Origin of the sequence: Sporosarcina sp. P16b, from assembly GCF_002743065.1 — a bacterium.
Classification (GTDB): Bacteria; Bacillota; Bacilli; order Bacillales_A; family Planococcaceae; genus Sporosarcina.
Map to the genome: position 1 here is coordinate 127,240 of NZ_PDYO01000006.1, position 17,755 is coordinate 144,994.

The 17,755-nt window shown below is 38.3% G+C and carries 15 protein-coding genes and 1 pseudogene; 8 read left to right on the forward strand and 8 right to left on the reverse strand.

The features are described 5' to 3' along the window. The first annotated feature begins 2 nt into the window (after positions 1-2). From CSV77_RS09510 to CSV77_RS16910, 3 genes are all read left to right on the forward strand, one after another. Complete coding sequence (locus CSV77_RS09510; protein WP_099673228.1) at positions 3-794, forward strand: 2-keto-4-pentenoate hydratase; 792 nt, start codon at positions 3-5, stop codon at positions 792-794. Positions 795-865: 71 nt separating this feature from the next. Beyond that, complete coding sequence (locus tag CSV77_RS09515) at positions 866-2,110, forward strand: MFS transporter (protein WP_099673281.1); 1,245 nt, start codon at positions 866-868, stop codon at positions 2,108-2,110. A 2-nt stretch (positions 2,111-2,112) separates the two neighbouring features. Next, a complete protein-coding gene (locus CSV77_RS16910; RefSeq protein ID WP_158232057.1) occupies positions 2,113-2,277 on the forward strand; it encodes a hypothetical protein in 165 nt (54 codons plus the stop codon). A 384-nt stretch (positions 2,278-2,661) separates the two neighbouring features. On the opposite strand, the gene CSV77_RS09520 is transcribed toward CSV77_RS16910, so the two are convergent. From CSV77_RS09520 to CSV77_RS09550, 6 genes and pseudogenes are all read right to left on the reverse strand, one after another. Continuing rightward, the gene (locus CSV77_RS09520) at positions 2,662-3,198 is read right to left on the reverse strand and encodes a chromate transporter (RefSeq protein ID WP_099673229.1); all 537 of its coding nucleotides are present in this window, start codon (positions 3,196-3,198) and stop codon (positions 2,662-2,664) included. Positions 3,199-3,233: 35 nt separating this feature from the next. Continuing rightward, positions 3,234-3,809: a chromate transporter gene (locus tag CSV77_RS09525; protein ID WP_099673230.1), complete on the reverse strand. Its 576-nt coding sequence runs from the start codon at positions 3,807-3,809 to the stop codon at positions 3,234-3,236. 171 nt (positions 3,810-3,980) lie between these two features. After that, positions 3,981-4,655, reverse strand: a pseudogene (locus CSV77_RS17130) (ROK family protein). A gap of 835 nt (positions 4,656-5,490) precedes the next feature. Beyond that, positions 5,491-7,236, reverse strand: a complete 1,746-nt coding sequence (locus CSV77_RS09540; RefSeq protein WP_099631876.1) for a GMC family oxidoreductase — start codon at positions 7,234-7,236, stop codon at positions 5,491-5,493. A gap of 17 nt (positions 7,237-7,253) precedes the next feature. Further along, entirely contained in the window at positions 7,254-8,087 is an 834-nt protein-coding gene (locus tag CSV77_RS09545; protein WP_099673233.1) for a gluconate 2-dehydrogenase subunit 3 family protein, read from the reverse strand. Positions 8,088-8,309: 222 nt separating this feature from the next. Next, positions 8,310-8,549, reverse strand: coding sequence for a hypothetical protein (locus CSV77_RS09550; protein WP_099673234.1), 240 nt, complete (start codon positions 8,547-8,549; stop codon positions 8,310-8,312). A gap of 293 nt (positions 8,550-8,842) precedes the next feature. Here CSV77_RS09550 and CSV77_RS09555 point away from each other — a divergent pair, with 293 nt between their 5' ends. Continuing rightward, positions 8,843-9,355 (forward strand): flavin reductase family protein, encoded by a 513-nt coding sequence (locus CSV77_RS09555; RefSeq protein WP_099673235.1) that lies wholly within the window; start codon positions 8,843-8,845, stop codon positions 9,353-9,355. 105 nt (positions 9,356-9,460) lie between these two features. Here the strand turns inward: CSV77_RS09555 and CSV77_RS09560 are convergent, their stop codons facing one another. Together CSV77_RS09560 and CSV77_RS09565 are read right to left on the reverse strand one after the other, a co-directional pair. Next, positions 9,461-10,867 (reverse strand): purine-cytosine permease family protein, encoded by a 1,407-nt coding sequence (locus CSV77_RS09560; RefSeq protein ID WP_099673236.1) that lies wholly within the window; start codon positions 10,865-10,867, stop codon positions 9,461-9,463. Positions 10,868-12,023: 1,156 nt separating this feature from the next. After that, the gene (locus tag CSV77_RS09565; RefSeq protein WP_099673237.1) at positions 12,024-12,908 is read right to left on the reverse strand and encodes an amidase; all 885 of its coding nucleotides are present in this window, start codon (positions 12,906-12,908) and stop codon (positions 12,024-12,026) included. Positions 12,909-13,122: 214 nt separating this feature from the next. Here CSV77_RS09565 and CSV77_RS09570 point away from each other — a divergent pair, with 214 nt between their 5' ends. From CSV77_RS09570 to CSV77_RS09585, 4 genes are read left to right on the forward strand one after another with little or no spacing between them, the layout of a single operon-like run. Then, on the forward strand, positions 13,123-14,301 hold the full coding sequence (locus CSV77_RS09570) for a hypothetical protein (protein ID WP_099673238.1): 1,179 nt from the start codon (positions 13,123-13,125) through the stop codon (positions 14,299-14,301). Between the two features lie 15 nt (positions 14,302-14,316). Next, entirely contained in the window at positions 14,317-15,168 is an 852-nt protein-coding gene (locus tag CSV77_RS09575; protein WP_099673239.1) for a response regulator, read from the forward strand. Next, entirely contained in the window at positions 15,161-16,201 is a 1,041-nt protein-coding gene (locus CSV77_RS09580) for a HEAT repeat domain-containing protein (RefSeq protein WP_099673240.1), read from the forward strand. The genes CSV77_RS09575 and CSV77_RS09580 overlap by 8 nt, the downstream gene beginning before the upstream one ends. Before the next feature lies 1 nt (position 16,202). Next, the gene (locus tag CSV77_RS09585) at positions 16,203-17,627 is read left to right on the forward strand and encodes a glycosyltransferase family 2 protein (RefSeq protein WP_099673241.1); all 1,425 of its coding nucleotides are present in this window, start codon (positions 16,203-16,205) and stop codon (positions 17,625-17,627) included. Positions 17,628-17,755: the final 128 nt, after the last annotated feature.

Here is a 17,755-nt window from a genome sequence, read left to right on the forward strand (position 1 = left end):
AAATGACAGTGTCGATAGATCAAGGACAAGAAATTGTAGAATACTTATATACTGCTGAACGTGATGCGCGTGAAGTTATTAAAGTTACTGATAAATATCCTGAACTGACAATTGAAGAGTCCTATAAATTACAGGATAAATTATTAGAGCGTCGATTGAAAGAAAATGAAACGAAACATGTCGGTGTGAAATTAGGGTTAACTAGTAAAGCAAAGCAACTTATGATGGGCGTAGATGAAGCCATTTACGGATATTTACATGAAGATATGCTTTGTCTAGAGTGGGAACCAGTCAAGTACTCGGATTTGATTCATCCAAAGGTGGAGCCTGAAATTGCATTCTTACTTGGAGAAGATTTGGAAGGGGGGCATATAACAGCTGAAGACGTAATCAAAGCTACAAAATATGTCGCTCCAGCATTAGAAGTCATCGATAGTCGCTACAAAGACTTCAAATTTACATTAGTGGATGTAATAGCGGACAATTGTTCTTCAGTTAAATTTGTAGTAGGCAGTAAATGGCTATCTCCTGAATCGATACAATTGGACAGCATCGGAATGGTGATGACTAAAAACGGTAAAGTTGAACAAACGGGTTCAAGTGCTGCCGTATTAGGACATCCTGCTGAAGCTATTGCTTGGTCTGTAAAAGAATTAAGTAAGCGCGGAAAAGGTTTGAAAAAAGGTGATATCGTGCTAAGTGGTGCGATGTCTGAAGCTATTGCATTTGGGTCTGGTGACTCTATCGTTGCACAATTCGATGGGTTGGGCAGTGTCTCGATGTTTTGTAAGTGATAGATAAAAAGAGAGTTTGCTGATTGCCAGCGCTCTCTTTTTCATTATAGAAAGTAAATGAGATGATCCGAATGATAAATGGACAATCTAAAGAACATACGCTACGTATGGCATGGAAGATGCTGATTTGGTTGTTAATTGCTCAAGTCATGGTATCTTTCGTTGGAAGAAGCTTAGCTCCTTTGACAATTTTAATCAGTAAAGATTTAGCACTTTCCAATACACATATTGGGTTTATACCTGCTGCTCTTTTTCTGGGACAATCTTTGGCCGCGATCCCATCTGGTTTGTTAGTAGATCGTTTAGGATCCAAAAAGCAGTTATTTACAACAATATCACTGCTGGCAATAAGTTTTGTTTTAATTTCATTCTCTACTAACTTCTTCATAATGCTTTTATTTGTAGTAGTAGGCGGTGGAGCGTATGCCGCTATGCATCCAACTACTAATCGAGGAATTCTCTATTGGTTCCCCCAACGAAGCCGTGGTACCGCGATGGGGATTAAGCAAATGGGGATTACAGTGGGATCTGCATTGGCTGCGCTGTTATTATTGCCTTTAGCCAAAGAATTTGGATGGCGTCCATCTTTATTCATCAGCTGTTTGTTACTGTTAGCTATAGGGGCATTAGTGGCTAATTACTATCAAGATGCACCAGAGTCTACAATAAAGAAAGCGTCCTCATTAAATAAAAAAGAGTTTAAAGAAGATTTTCGAGCGATTATAAAAAATAAACCAGTTCTCTTACTAAGTATCAGTGCGATGGGGTTACAGGGGGCACAATTATGCTTGACTACATACATCATTTTATTCGCATTTGAAGAACTGGAAATGACACTTGTTTTAGCAGGACTATTGCTCGTATTAGTTGAAGTAGGAGGGTCAATCGGAAGAGTGGCGTGGGGCGTGATTAGTGATCGACTTTTTGCGGGAAATCGAATGATTATTATGTTCATTGTAACGGTTATAACTGGAACATGTGCGTTAGTATGTGCTCTGTTTCCACCAACAACACATCTTATTGTTATATTGCTTACAGTCTTTATTTTCGGTTTTTCTATATCTGGCTATAATGGTGTCTGGATGACAATAATAGTGGAACTAGTACAAAAAGAGAAATCTGGTCTCGCTACAGGCGTTACTATAACAATCAGCTCATGGGGTGTTTTGATTATTCCGCCGCTGTTTGGTTATATCGTAGATACAAGTGGTTCCTTTTCACACGGATGGATATTTATTGCAGCACTAATGGTGATTGTCATTCTTTTACTAAAGCAAACAACGAGTCAATCAACTAGAAATGAATGGAGTGGATAATAATGTCGAATGAAGAAATAGTTCGCTTAGTAGACACAGCGTTCATTGACAGGTACGATTGTAGCTCATCTTATCAAGCGCTGACTGGATACGCGGAGTGGATTCAGCTAGACCAACTCATTGACCACCCAGCTGTCCAAAACTGTATGAAAATAATGAAGAATTAGTAGACGGAGATCTGTAGCTATCATCAATTGCGCTTTACCGACGCGGTGGTGAAAGGGAAAAACAATTTAATTAAATCCTTACAACGTCGTCACTTTTTCACGCACATTACAGAACACTATAAAGAGACGAATTTACTGTAGTGCAATTTGTAATGGATTATGTATGAATCCTAGACAAGCACATATTTAGGTGAAGGGCCTTGAATTTAAGGCAGAAACTAGATAGAAAAAGGTTGAACAGATTATGTTCTTAAGTCAGCGTCTGTCTTTTTATATTGCCTAGACATGTTAATATAAAACCACGCTAATTTCATCACCAATTGAATTGATGAAATTAGCGTGGTTTTTTGAATACTATTTAATATTTCCAATTAGGACAATAGATTAGTAAAATACCATGCCTATTGCACCTGCTGCAATAATAACTAATGCTGGATGCACACTGAACTTTATCAAGGCGAGGAGAGCAGTCCCAAAAATACCCAATAAGCTAATTGAATGAAATGACAGTGTGCCGAGTAGTTCATTGGACACCGCAAATTTGATTGCTGCATAAATAATTAATCCTACGATGATTGGACGAAGACCATAAAAGGCGGATTGTACTGTTCTATGTTTATTTGCTCTGTTAAAGAATGTTGAGATGATTAAAATAATTATTAGAGAAGGCAATATCATACCGAATGCCGATACGAGGGCACCAGAGAAACCTGCTGTTCTGTAACCGACAAAGATTGCACTATTGGTTGCAATGGGACCAGGGGACATACCGGCGATTGCAATGATATCTGTAAACTCTTGTATAGTCATCCAATCATGTTGCGTTACTTCTAATTCGATAACGGGAATCATCGCATATCCTCCGCCAAACGAAATCAAACCAATCGTGAAAAAGGTCTTAAATAATTCAAATAGAATCATATTATACATTCACCAGCCTTTCCCAATCTGATGACTTATTCATCAAATTGAACAGTGTGCCCTAAACGTTCTTTTATTTTGATAAGTAATATCCCGACAATGGCACCAGAGAGAATTATGATGGCAGGATGGAGACTTGAAAAATACAATATGACTACTGTTACGAAAGCTGTGATTAGCGTAGTTTTATCAATTATAGCCATTTGCCCGATTTTGTAAGCAGCAAACGTAATCAATGCTACTATTGCGGGTCTGATACCTTCAAATGCCGCTTCCATCTTAGGGTTATCTTTAAAATATAAATATGAGATGCTCAATCCTATGATGATTATGAATGTTGGAATTAAGATTCCAGCCATCGCAACAATCGCACCTGGAGTGCGTGCAATTCGATAACCAATAAAAGTTGCTGAATTAATTGCAATCGCTCCAGGTACTGACTCGGCAATTGCGAAAACGTCCGCGACTTCATTCGCCTTTACCCATTTCTTTTTTGTGACTACCTCTCTTTCAATGAGTGGAATCATCGCATATCCACCGCCAAAAGTAACAGGTCCGATCTTTAAAAATGTAACAAATATTTCACTTAGTAGTTTCCAATTTACCTTCAATTTTTCAACTCCTTTATAGTGCTTTTCTCTATCTTAATTGTAACATACTTTAGACCGTTTTGGGTTAAAGTGTGTATAAAGAAGTAATTTATTTGAATCGTTTTAAATATATTACTCCAAGTAATGGTTAATGACTAATTGACCTGCTCCTATTGCTGTTGCATTTTCTCCTCATAATCCACGGCTGAATAGGACTTCTATATCTGGGGAAAGTATTTTACTTCTGTTAACAGCTATCTTTTTCACGACATCATAGAACAAGACCGTAATACGATAAGCAGGTCCGTTTAATATAATTAATTCAGGTTGAAGAATGTTCATTAAATTGGAAAGACCTATTCCTGTGTAATGTGCAGCCCTTTCCATAATGTCAAAACACAAAGGATCGATATCATTTACAGCCCGACATATATCATCGAATTGGATACTCTCGATTACATCAATCCTATCTAAGAGAATAGATTTCTCTTCTTGTTTTAAAGAGCCTATTACGTCTGTTGTTATTACATGAATAGATGAATATGCTTGAATACAACCATTGGATCCACAAGTACATTTGCGGCCGTTAATGTCCACAATCATATGTCCTTTCCCATACACATTGACGTTAGATTAATTATGCTTTAATTTTCCATCTATAATTATTCTAGCTCGGCTACCAATACCTTTATAAATATAGATCATGTTTTCGTATGTTTTGGAAAAGGGGTGTTTATATTCCGCAAGTGCAGCAGAATTCACACCATAATCAATAAAGCCATCTATTCCAGGATCTGTGCTCAATTCTATTTTTATAGGGACGTTAATCCATTCCGATGCTAAGAATTGTGATGGGTTCAGTATCATTTTTTCTCTTTGTCCAAGGGACCTATTGCTCCAATTCTAATTCCAAGTATTGATTCGGGTGATAATTGTCTTTTGCCTAGCATACATTGGATTTTTTGTAATGAGACTTATAGTCAAACTAGGAGTAGTCGTATAATCCATTTTAAAATATGCTTCGTCTAAAATAGTTAACTTCAAATTCATTAATAAGACTTTTGTATAGGTTCTGGAGATATCGATACCAATTAAGTTAGAAGCGGCGGCATTAATTTCATATAAATGTGGTCTACGTCCACCATTGGATTCTCCGAACCCGCTTTCAATAATTTGTTTTGATCTAATAAATCATCGAGTAGACGAGAACAAGTAGTAAGTGTAAGTTCGGTTTCAGCAATTAAATCGATTTTAGAAATAGGTCCGAGTTTGCTAATCTTTACATATAACTGTTTTATTCTTTTCTTTAAGAGATTTAATATTAGCGAATTGTTTCACCATTCAAATTCCTCTACTTATTTTCCTTTCGCAAAACTAGTCTAATAATTTACTAGCCAAAAGGGAGAATCGAGACAATTCTTTGATGTCGATTTGTAAAGTTGTTGCAGAAGGATATATATTATGGTGTGACACTATGCAAATGTGAGGAATTAAATCGATATATCAATTAATCTATTGATTACTATAACAATAAATGGATCAATCAAATAGAAATTGATTGGCATGCCTCGTGTGCAATGTCGTTTTAACATAAGCCAACAGGATGAATAGTATGGAAAACTAATTTTTTGTAAAGAGGAGTTTTAATAATAGTAATATTACATTAAAAAAGCAGCCGAAATCTATTCGGCTGCAGAGATTATTAGGCGTTTAGAGTTGCTTGCTTAGCTTCTACAAGCGGACCGCCTTCTTTTAAATACTTCTCTACACCTTCTGCTGCACGATATGCCAACGCGCCGATAGTTGAAGTGGGGTGATGACCTCCGAATTGAGGAAACGCTGAACCGCCGACTACGAATAGGTTGTCCATCTCCCACATTTGCAGGTAGTTATTCACCGCAGAGGTTTCAGGGTCTGCCCCCATGATGATGCCGCCCGCATAGTGACCGCCTGAATATATGTGGTCAAACTCTTCTGGAACCTCATCTTCGTCTATGATATCTGCACCCATTTCTTTCATGATTTCGCTACATTTTTCAATTCCGAATTTAGCAATGTTGCGGTCTTGATCTGTGTAACGATTCGTAATGCGCAGTAGGGGATCTCCGTATTCGTCTTTGTACGTTGGATCAAGATCCACGTAATTATGCCACCATGACATGACAGCAGGTGTATACCATACAACTAGCGAACGATTTGCGTAATGGATCGAGTTTTTCTTAAACTCAGGTCCCCATTTCGGTGTCCCTCTAGGAACATGGTTCGTCGAAATAGCACCATCCCCGTATTGGCGCATTTCGATGCCGCCACCGTTAATGAAATCCAGATTAGAGTGATCAAAGTTATCGCCGGCGAAGTCACTCATAGCACCACCAAGAGCACCTGCCCCCATATAGAGGTTAAACTTCTTCTTTTCAAAGTATCCTCTTGCTCCAAGGAATGTAATGTTAAATTGTCCATTAAAGTTCCGTCCAATTGTTCCTTTACGTGTTGTTGGATCATACTGTGTCCCAATCTCGGAAAGCATCAATAAGCGATTATTGGTAAAGGAAAATGCACCTAATACGACAACGTCTGCAGGTTGTTCATATTCAATTCCTGTACGTGTATCAGTAAATAGAACACCGGTCGCTTTTCCATCTTTATGCAGAACGCGACGCACTAAAGAGTTGGTCCGAATTTCGCAGTTTCCAGTTTTTCGGGCAGTTGGAATAACTGTAGCCAATGGGTCCGATTTAGCCGTGAAGTCACAGCCGTACATCGTACAATAAGAGCAGAACATACAAGCATTTAATTTTTCACCATCGGGATTCGTATACGCCTGTGATAAATTTCCAGAAGCAACTTGGTAAGGGTGATAACCCATTCTCTTTGTGGTTTCTTTAAATAACTTTACAGCTGGCGATGCTAGCATAGGAGGATTAGGATAATCATTAGAACGCTTATCTCCAAGTGGATCGGGTTCGCCTGAAGTACCGGCGGTTTTTTCCCACTTATCGTAATAAGGTTCCATTTCATCATACGTGATGCCCCAGTCTTGAATCGTCATACCTTCAGGAATTTTCTCTTTGCCGTAACGTTCAATGGTTTTAGAACGCAATTCAAAGTCGATCGGTCTCCATCGATATGTCGCACCTGCCCAGTGGACACTACCACCGCCTAAATCGGTACCAGCCATCATTTCTGCCCTTGTCCGGACAGGAAGGGCAGTATCTTCTATGTTTACGCGTGACGTAATGGTTTCAGGAGATAGATTTTGCATCATCTCGTAACGATTAGTATAGCGTAATTCATCTTTAACACCGATATAGTCCCGTCGGTCTTGTTTTTTGCCACGTTCTAGTGTTACTACTTGATAGCCGGCTTTAGCTAATTCAGCAGAGACTACTCCACCTGCCCAACCACTTCCTACTACGACAACATCTACTTTTTTTAGTTTTTTCGCCATATGAGTTCCTCCCATTATCAGTGACCTTGGTAATTACGTAAGCTTTCAGGTTTCATTACTATGAAGTCTTCTTTTTCAATATCTGCTGTATAGCTCATACGTGGACCAGGGAATTCTTTCATTCTCCAGCCTTCCATATTACGGTTCCCTCCATAGACTGGGTCAGCATACGCACCTTCAATGGTTGTTTGTAGTAACAGATTAAAGAACGTCGTCGAAGCGACACCGTTCACTTTCCCTTTACCCTCATCGAACATCTGCAAAATCTCATCTTGCTGCTCCGGTTCTAAATTACGAAAGTTTGTTTCGAATTTCTCTTGTGCCGTTTGTTCCAATGCATGTACGCCTTCCGTGAAAATATCTCCTCTTGTCATGGGAGTCTGATACCTGAAGGCTGGTGTAGGTACTTGCGTTTCAGCATTTGGACCTTGGTCTTGCGTCGTATCTTCTTGGTTTTCATATTGATCTGCTGCACCTGTTTGCAAAAACGGCCCTTTCATATATTCTTTTCCGTTCATTCCCCATTCCCCGGCAAGTTGTCGATCGATAAAGTAGGGGACTCCTAGTTCAATAGCGCCTGGGCCTAAATCATCTTTGGGAAACAGCCTTTCAGTAGCGGCGGAAAGTATAAGAAAGTCTTCGGCATTACTAAAGAATGTGCGTGCCTCCAATAAGTGGTTATCTTCTTTTCCCGTGTTTGTAGGTGCGCCTGGTTTTTGGAGCTGGTTAGTCAATAATCCACCGAATAGTGATCCACCAACTAGACCACCAGCTAATAGACCGGTGTTTTTCATGAAATTCCTACGACTCATTCCTTTTTGTGTATCTTCAGGTTGTCTAGGTTCTGTCACGTTGCTCTCCTCCTTGTATATATGACTTTCATAATTTACCAATGCACCACTACTTCTCATAGTGTGATGAATGGGGAAAAATTATACATAGTGCCAAGATCTTACACAGTAAAAATGGGGAAAATTGAGGGAGTAATAACTCAGAATGAATATGTAAAATAAAAACCCCTCTATAAATCATCGTATTTGAGTGATTATAGAGGGGACTGTTCATACTATAGGTTATTCATCATTATTTTTAACTTCAGTATCTGTGTCCGGTTCCGGTTCCATATCTACTTCTGGCTCGTCCACATTCACATCATCATCTGGCGTTACATCAGCGGGTTGATCTACTTCAACATCGTCATTTTCATCTATAACGGGATCATCATCTCCGCAAGCACTAAGAACACCCACAGAAAGAATGGCAGCTGTTCCTACTTTCAATAAATTACTTTTCTTAAGTTTATTCAAATTCATTAGTAATTTCCTCCTTTAGATGTTTGATAGACTTTCTTATGTTGTAAATATCCTATTTTTTGTTTTGTAAACCTGAAAGTTCGGAAGTGGTACTTTAGTCATGACAATGACCATGCAGAAAAAGATAAAATATAATGAAAAAATGCATACTCCAGAAGAATACGTGATTACATGTGGAGAAAACTGAAGAAAGATGGTGAAAGTGCTATGATGGATATAGACATGCCTACTTCAAAAGTGATGGACAAAATCTGTTACGTAAATTGGCTTATTTGTAAAGGAGAGAATGTTTCATGACAAAAGAAGAACAACAGAATTTATTCAAAGAAATTATGGGGAATTATCCCACTGGTGTAACAGTGGTGACTGCAGTAACTGAAGACGGCACACCAGTTGGACTGACAGTAAACTCTTTCGCCTCTGTATCCTTGGATCCGATGCTTCTCTTATGGTCTATTGATCATAGAGTTTCGTCTATTAAAGCCTTCACAGAGGGCGGTAAATTTGCTGTGCACGTACTTGCAGGTGATCAACAAGAGCTTTGTAATACGTTTGCGAGTCGCGTAGAAGATCGTTTCTCTACATGTAAATGGGAAATGTCAGATAACGGATTACCAATTATCGAAGATGCATTCGGTGTATTCGAATGTAAAACGTTCCAAACGATTGAAGCGGGAGATCACACTATTCTTATAGGCGAAGTAATCGATTTAAAAATCGAGAAAAATAAAGATCCTATGTTATATCACCGTAGGGTATTTGGATCTGTGCCACCCGTTTTCTATCAACAAGATGACAAAGCTTGAATTTGGAGCATTTCATAACTACAAAAAAGCCGTCTTCAAAGAGACGGCTTTTTTCATGCGTATTTTATTAATTATGTTTTTCGTGTTTTCACAAGTAGCTTAATCCTACCCTAGTTTATCTTCTGCAGTAATATCATTTGGCTCCCGTACTAAATAATATTTGCCTTTTGTATACATGGCGATGATTACTGTCAATACAGCAGCTAATATAGCAGCCATAAATGCAGCTGTAGACTGTAGGAATATCCCAAGATATCCAGACGCCGCGACAGATCCGAATGTGCTGGCTATAAGTAGCGAAGCAACACCAACAGGGTTCCATTTGTACAAATACTCTTGTCTAGCAACATAATAGGTCGGACCTATTTTCAGCCACTTTTTGACGACTACTGCATCTGTCACAAGAATAGCAGCCCACGAAAATAAGAACACACCTTGGAATGTCATGACAGTATCTAAGTGATCCACGATTCCACCAAGCATTAATAAGATAGCACTTACAGCTGAGATCACTACCCAGAATCTGCGTCCGGGCGTGAAGCGGAAAACATTCTCGAAAAAATTTGATAGCGATAAAGAACTACTGTAGATATTGGTTACGTTAATACGCAACTGTGTCAACATCGTAAATAATGCACCACCGATACCTAACAACAGTACGATGTATACGCCTGGATCTTTTTCCAAGAATCGCACTCCGAACCAAATACCGAGTCCGCCCATTACCCCATAACAGAAAATCTGCGGAATGAAACCGATTGCAATTGAACCGAACTTTCTATCGGACGGCTTTAGGAAACGTGCATAGTCTGAAGCGAGTAAAGCCGTTAACCCCATAATTCCATTGTGCATCCCGATACAGAATAATAATGCTGTTCCCCCAAACTGAACGCCTTCAGGCATATAAGAGAACACAGGTCCTGTATAAACAGCCGGTTTGATGAACGATAATACAATGGCCGCGACAAGGAATACCATAAATATTGGCATGGACCATTTTTGAAGCTTGTCCAATTGCTCAATTCCGAACCAATTCAGTGGAATAACAAGCGTACCGAAAATGATAATTAAAATCCACTTGGGAAAATCAGGCATAAAAAAGTGTACAGCGGAAACGAGGATTAACCCTTCAAACGCACAATACATAATAAAGTTCGAAGCATAAATCAATGATGTTAGCGATGATCCGATATAGCCAAATCCGCCACCTCGTGATAATAGATTAACGTTCATGCCAGATTTAGCAGATAAATACGCAATGACCGTACCAAGCAAACCGGCGACGATAATAGCATAGATAGCCGAAACGATAGCGTTTGGTGCACCGAATTGCAAAGCCATGACACTACCCATTTGAAAATAAAAGATAGCAGTTGCGATTCCGAACGTGATGTTCGTAATGCTCAGCCAACTTTTATTTCGGTCTTCCAAAGGTACACGATCTAAGGAATAATCCTTTTCCGTTTCATCTTCTTCCATAGTATTCAATATTCTTTCGTCTTCCGTAGTCATACACATCAGCTCCTTGTAATAAGTAGTCAACCCCTCCTGCCAGCCTAACTAGCATGTTCTGATTCATGCAAAATGATGAATTTAATCCGTTCATTGAATTGACACGTTGCTAGTTTAACAAAAGTGTAATAAAAAAATCAAGTTTCAAATGTATTTGTAAAAATAACAATACAAAAGTCTGATTTTGCGCATGATTATAGATTCATAGAAAAATGACTCGTAGTAAAAATACTTAAAAATATTAATTAATAAATGAAAACTTTAATGCTATAAAATACCATTGGGATTTTAGTACATAGTTGTAAATTCTTTTTACTAACGTCGTGTTGCTTAGCTGATTCATCGGGCTACGCGGAACAGAAATGTATTAGTGGATCCACGACGAGAGATCTTCTGTTAATTTATATGAAAAGGGTTTATCGTAACGTTCATGTTTCGTTATTTCAGTTATTGGGCAGGCAATAATGGGGAGTGTCAATTAAAACTACTTGGTCAGCGTATTGTATGGGTAAGTGTAAACGTATAGATTCCGCTTGTTCAACTAAAGAAATGAGTTCATTTTCTATAAAAGTGCAGCCATTATCATCAGTACTTTGAGGAAGAGTTTCAATGTAAATAAGGTAGCCTGTCTCGCTGGGGAATTGCTCTTTATAAGTATGCATGAATAGAATATGGTTGAATATCTGTGTAGTAATCAAATCGTATGAAATAGGACATACGTCGTGTGTAGATTAAGTCTCTACGTAGTAATATACCCTTCATGGTTTAAAAATAACCCAGATGGGAATAAAGAATTTCGTATCCATTACAGCCATATAACTTTCAGTAGAAGTACTCTAGTAATCTTTTTAGGTCGCTTCAAAATGGTTATAATTCAGTAAGACGGCTATTATTTGATCTGCTGAAAGCACTAGTAGATGAGTATGTATCGTTAGTATAGTTCCTATGAACAACGAGAAATAAAAAAGACGACTTCGGCACAATACCGAAGTCATCTGATAGAAACGTAATTACTGCAAATTAGTTTTTAAAAGGTCCATTGAATAGAACATAGCACAGAAAATCCGAAAGTCTCTTGTTGACGCTTTAAAAATGCGTTTGAAAAACCTGTTTAGCAACATATTTCTAGATGGCTACACTCTTCATACATATCCAACTATTTACGTATCATCCAGCTCTCTAACGAGTGAATAGCAATTCCACGGAACCCTTCAGCATGACTAAAGGATCGTTCAACTTCTTTTAACTGTTTTTCCATATATGCGTTATTTTTACCGAAGAAAGATAGATAATCGCCTTCAGAAGATTTACTAGTTTCTGTGGCAACGCGCGCTTGCTTGCCTGTGACGCTAGCATAATTTATTTCGCTTTTTGCTAAACTGATCATTCCATTGTGTCCATCCGCCTTGTTACGGTAAGCCATGACATTTATACTATCGGACTGGTCGATCAGCCATTCTGAAAGTACACCTTCACCTATGACATTCGAATAGTTGATGGAATCAAACCAAAACGGTATATCGATTCCAAAATGTAATCCAAGGTTAGCGGATTTGTCAGCTGCTAATCGAATATTCTGCTGATAGCTCTGAACGGTCCCTTGTAAATTAGAATCCCATGTAGGCAAAATATACGGTTCAATATCCAAATGAATACCGGTAAACTGTTCAGTGTTTTCGGAAACCGATTGATAACTTTCTACCCATTGAAAGAAATTTTGAACAGATTGTTGGTCAGTTGCCCAATATGGCGCGCCATCCAGGGCGTGTACTTCTATATTTCGCTCGCTCGCTTTGCGAATAAAGCGTTGGTAAGCATCATTTGGTATATCTGCGTTAATTTGCAAATACAGCGTGGATACATTTTTTTTATCTAAAAACTCGATGAGTGTACTAGACTGATTAAGTATTTGCGATGTATGCCACAACCATGTGGCTTTTGGTTGGTCAATGCGCATAGTTAACATTGGTTTTAACCAAATAAAGTTAGATAGAATCAATAGAATCGCTACCATCCAAATACTTCGGGATTTTTTAGACATAGTAGTCACCTTTCTCTACTTACGCAGATAGAATAGAATTTCATGATATTTTAGTACTATTAATTAATTATACACTAATATAACCTCATTTTTCTAGTATATTTATACTGTTATTACGTACTGACAGATTGTTTGAAAGAATACTAGACAGTATAATAAGAATGGATTTGAAAAATTAACTAGTAATCAATATATGTAAAGGAGAGACATCTTAGTGAAAAAAATAGCCATAGCTATACTGTTGATTTTACTCGTGTTGTCTCCACGAATTTATTGGGCTATCAAAGAAGAGAAAATACTGGATATAGCAGTGATCGATAAATCGGTCGCGAAGGAAGATTATCGTGAGCATAGCGGTTTTTTTCATGTATTGGAAGGAAAGAAAATCGTGCGGCCTGACAAGGAACCTTATGATAAAAGTCTTGATTATTATGGGTTCGATCCGTATGACCAAGTCGCGATGGAGCCATTTCACGAACGGCCACTTGATATGATCTATGTAGCGGATACGTATGGTGTATTCAGCGATGATCTTAAAGCTAAACCTGATGGTTCACGATCGGAACTATTATACGGTGGTATGGAATTGATGGAGTGGAACGAACTAATGGCTAGCAAAGGTGAGGACACGACACTAATCGCAGAATTCAATAGTTTTGCATCACCAACTAGTGAAGAAATGAGCACGATCATGCAAAAGGAACTAGGGATTACTTGGACAGGATGGATTGGACGCTATTTTACTGATTTGTCGAATGCAGAAGTACCCCAATGGCTTATCGAAGGATATAAAGAGGAGAAGAATAGTGAATGGTTGTTTGCTGGTACAGGTCTCGCGTTTGTTCATACATCTGGAAAAGTGATTGTCTTGGATGGACAAGAAAATAAAAGTGCTGCCCATTTCAAGTTAACGAAAGATGGAAAAGAAAAATTCCCAAAAGTATATTCATCGAATTATATGTATTGGTTCGATGTAGTGGAACCGTTTGAACAAACCAAAATATTGGCGACATATGAATTTAATTTGACAGAAAAAGGTCGTAGTGTATTACAAGAGGCCGATATTCCGGAAGTATTCCCCGCAGTGTTACATCAAGAACAGGCGAATACCTATTATTTTGCGGGAGACTATGCAGATTTTGATAAGAATCCCATTGTTAAATGGCAAGGGGTACATACCGTATACAAATACTTTGCTAAAGATATTTCGGCTTTCTATTGGCTGACATATTTCCCGATGATGGAAGAGATCTTAGATGAAACCTATAAGAGAAAAACAGTCAAAAGGGTAGTGATACCTTTACTGAAAAATGAGAGTAAGCTCACTAACATAGCGATGATAGATTCACTTACTATGCATAGTCTACTTGAAGAAAGATTAATAATAAGTTAGCTGAGGAAGGGTGTAATGAGTATGCAAATAAATAAAAATGAACTGAATATCTTGGATGCTTCACTCTTTCGTTCACTCTTTCATTGGCAGATGGCCAACACCAAACGTTTCCGGCAAGTGTTCACCCTTGTCTTTGTCAAGAGCCCTGAAAGTCCTGAAATGAAGCAAATTCTTCTGAAGCAGATGCGTACTTCAGATTTATTATTCAGTTTCCCGATAGGTGAACCGGATATCATTTTAATGGCGAATACCGGAGAAGATGAAGCGGATGTCTTTATTGAAAGATTGCGCCGCACCGAATCCACTCGTTCTTACCGAGTGGGCGTTTCAGTAATTGAAATTCGTAACGGGGATGCGGCGTTTGAAGATGTGCTGCAAATTGGAAATGATTCAGTAAACCGTGCATTGCAATTACGAGGTGATACGCCTTATGTAAAAGATCGTTCTTTTAGAAAGTTAGAGCGACAATGTGTGCGGGTGAGTATTATAGAAGATGATCCCGTTGTCACGATGATTATACAGAAACTAGTGGAGCGTATTTCAGTAAAACAACTGGACCTGGATATCCAAGTGTTCCGTGACGGACAATATTTCATTGAATCCAATTGGTACCAGTCTTCCCACACTCATTTAGTCATTATGAATGATATTCTTCCGAGAAAAAATGGACTGGAAGTATTATACACACTACGCGAATTGCCGAATATGCAGAAATATCACGTCTTTATGATGACCAAGAGAAAAAGTGAAGCGGAAATGATTTACGCTTATCAATACGGGGTCGATGAATACATAACGAAACCATTCAATCCGAAATTATTTGAATCACAAATAAAGAAAGTATTGAGACGAATTTATTATGGATAAGCTATTACTTTCATTGCTACTAGTCATTGTAGTGTTGCTGATTATACTCTTCGCTCTGTTCTTTTTACTTGTGTTTTATAGAATGCAAGAAGTGAAAAAAAAAGAGGCGATTGGAAAGTATATCGAAGATCGTCAAGTCGACTGGTATGAATATTTATTCGGAGACGGATTGTCACTTGTAGCGCTTAAACCTCATAAGAATCTAGAACTCGAAGCGATTGATGAGTTGTTTTTTCGCATTAACTACCACTTTTCCTCAGAAGAAATTAATGACAAGGTAAATGCTTTTGCTTCGTTATATATGAGTGATTACTATAGTAAAAAGCTCACTAGTCGGAGTAGGGAACTGCGTATTAATACGCTCAATAAAATCAGCTTATTCAACTTACAGTTTATGCTAGACCCGGTTTCGTCGTTATTGGAAAAAAAGAAAAAGTATTCGAAAACAGAATTATTATTGATTTATGAGATTATAGTAAAGTTTTCTCGTACTGATTTCGTAACTCACTTCGTGGCTCCGAAAGTTCCACTAGGTGAATTTGATTATAAAAAATTGTTGATGGAGTTAGATGAAGAACAGATTAATTTACTAGCGAAAGATTTCAATGTTTTGCCTGAATTGCTTCAGCTGACGATGATCGAAATTATAGGTGTTCATCATTACCTTGATTGGCTTCCTTTATTGCATCAGTGTTTAGACAATCCGGCGCAAGAAATACGGATTAGAGCATTAAAAAGCATTGCAGAACTGGGAGTAGCGAATTCGCTTGAGTTATATGAATCATTCTCCCATTCAACCATCTGGGAAGAACGTCTGATGACAGCGAAGATTTTCCGTTTTGCACCGACGGAAGAAGCATTACCTATACTTGAACGTTTAATCAAAGATCCTAACTATCAAGTTCGTGCCCAAGCTGCTAAATCGATTAAATCTTTGAAAAATGGTCACCAAGCACTTTACTCTGTCATAACGATGTCTACAGATGAGTTCGCAATCGATGTAGCAGAAGAGATGTTCGGGAAGGAGTACTAAGATGAACACACCTTTAATCACGTCTTCGTTTTTTGGGTTTGTTGGCTATATATTGCTCGTCTATATGCTGGCTGTTATTTTTTCGTATTCATCCATGTTAGTTATCGCTTTTATTCAGTTAGGAAAAGAACGGAAGTTGCAGAAAAAGTTATCGGATGAAGGAGCGGTAGATTTTATATATACGCAACCCGTAACGATAATTGTTCCTGCTTACAATGAGCAAGAAGGTGTGCTTGGGAATATTTATTCGTTGTTGGCATTGCAGTATCCCCAATTTGAAATATTAGTAATCAATGATGGGTCTATAGATAATACGGAAGATGTCGTAATTGAGCATTTCAATATGAAGCCAATTCGGAAAGTAGTGAATCAACAACTTGAAACACAACCTATTGAAGCTATCTATCAATCCGATATGCACCCCAATTTACTGTTGATTACGAAAGTGAACGGTGGAAAAGCAGACGCCTTAAATGTGGGAATTAACGTGTCAAAATACCCGTATTTCTGTTCAATCGATGGTGATTCCATATTGGACAATACATCACTGCTGCGTGTAATGAAACCTATCATGGAATCTAATAAAGAAGTGATTGCGACAGGCGGCACTGTGCGGATCGCCAATGGCTATGAAATACAAATGGGGCAAGTCGTCAGGGAAGGTTTGCCGAGCTCAACTATCGTCATAATGCAAATTATAGAGTATATGCGTGCGTTTCTTATGGGGCGGATGGCGCTTAGTAAATACAATATGGTGTTAATCATATCGGGAGCATTCAGTGTCTTTTCAAAGAAATGGGTATTGCAAGTAGGCGGATATACCAAGAATACAGTTGGAGAGGATATGGAATTAGTAGTTAAGCTACATGAAGAAATATCAGATCGAAAAGAAGATAAAGAAATTGTGTTTACACCAGATCCTGTTTGTTGGACAGAAGCTCCTGATAACTTCAAAGATTTACGTACTCAGCGTCGACGTTGGCATCAGGGACTGGCCGAAAGCCTATGGTTACATAAGAAAATGGCGTTTAATCCCAAGTATGGTTCTGTAGGGCTACTATCTATTCCGTATTTCTTGTTTATTGAATTGCTTGGACCGGTAATAGAATTGGCTGGCTATGCCTATATGGTCCTATGTCTATTTATGGGAGAAGCGTATATAGTTTTCGCTGGAATTCTTGGGTTATTATTCATCTTATATGGATCCCTGTTTTCGATGGCATCCATCTTATTGGAGGCGTGGAGCCGTAATACGTATCCCGCAGTGAAAGATCTATTTCGTCTAGTGATGTTGTCATTAACCGAAGTGTTTTGGTATAGGCCATTAACTCTGATTTGGCGCACGGAGGGGATTAGTAGTGCACTGCGCGGAAAACGTGAATGGGGAAGTATTCAACGCAGAGGATTATCAGAAGATCGTGAATGAAAAATGCCTGTTATATCGTGACCGATATAACAGGCATTTTCTTAGTGAATATAGTGAGGTATTTTTCATTATTTTCAGCCATCCAATAAAGATTTCAGTAACTAACTGTAGAAACGTTAACGATTGAC

Coding starts and splice junctions, on each gene's coding strand:
- CSV77_RS09510 (WP_099673228.1), top strand. CDS start 3: ATGACAGTGTCGATAGATCAAGGACAAGAAATTGTAGAATACTTATAT.
- CSV77_RS09515 (WP_099673281.1), top strand. CDS start 866: ATGATAAATGGACAATCTAAAGAACATACGCTACGTATGGCATGGAAG.
- CSV77_RS16910 (WP_158232057.1), top strand. CDS start 2,113: ATGTCGAATGAAGAAATAGTTCGCTTAGTAGACACAGCGTTCATTGAC.
- CSV77_RS09520 (WP_099673229.1), bottom strand. CDS start 3,198: ATGATTCTATTTGAATTATTTAAGACCTTTTTCACGATTGGTTTGATT.
- CSV77_RS09540 (WP_099631876.1), bottom strand. CDS start 7,236: ATGGCGAAAAAACTAAAAAAAGTAGATGTTGTCGTAGTAGGAAGTGGT.
- CSV77_RS09550 (WP_099673234.1), bottom strand. CDS start 8,549: ATGAATTTGAATAAACTTAAGAAAAGTAATTTATTGAAAGTAGGAACA.
- CSV77_RS09555 (WP_099673235.1), top strand. CDS start 8,843: ATGACAAAAGAAGAACAACAGAATTTATTCAAAGAAATTATGGGGAAT.
- CSV77_RS09560 (WP_099673236.1), bottom strand. CDS start 10,867: ATGACTACGGAAGACGAAAGAATATTGAATACTATGGAAGAAGATGAA.
- CSV77_RS09565 (WP_099673237.1), bottom strand. CDS start 12,908: ATGTCTAAAAAATCCCGAAGTATTTGGATGGTAGCGATTCTATTGATT.
- CSV77_RS09575 (WP_099673239.1), top strand. CDS start 14,317: ATGAGTATGCAAATAAATAAAAATGAACTGAATATCTTGGATGCTTCA.
- CSV77_RS09580 (WP_099673240.1), top strand. CDS start 15,161: ATGGATAAGCTATTACTTTCATTGCTACTAGTCATTGTAGTGTTGCTG.
- CSV77_RS09585 (WP_099673241.1), top strand. CDS start 16,203: ATGAACACACCTTTAATCACGTCTTCGTTTTTTGGGTTTGTTGGCTAT.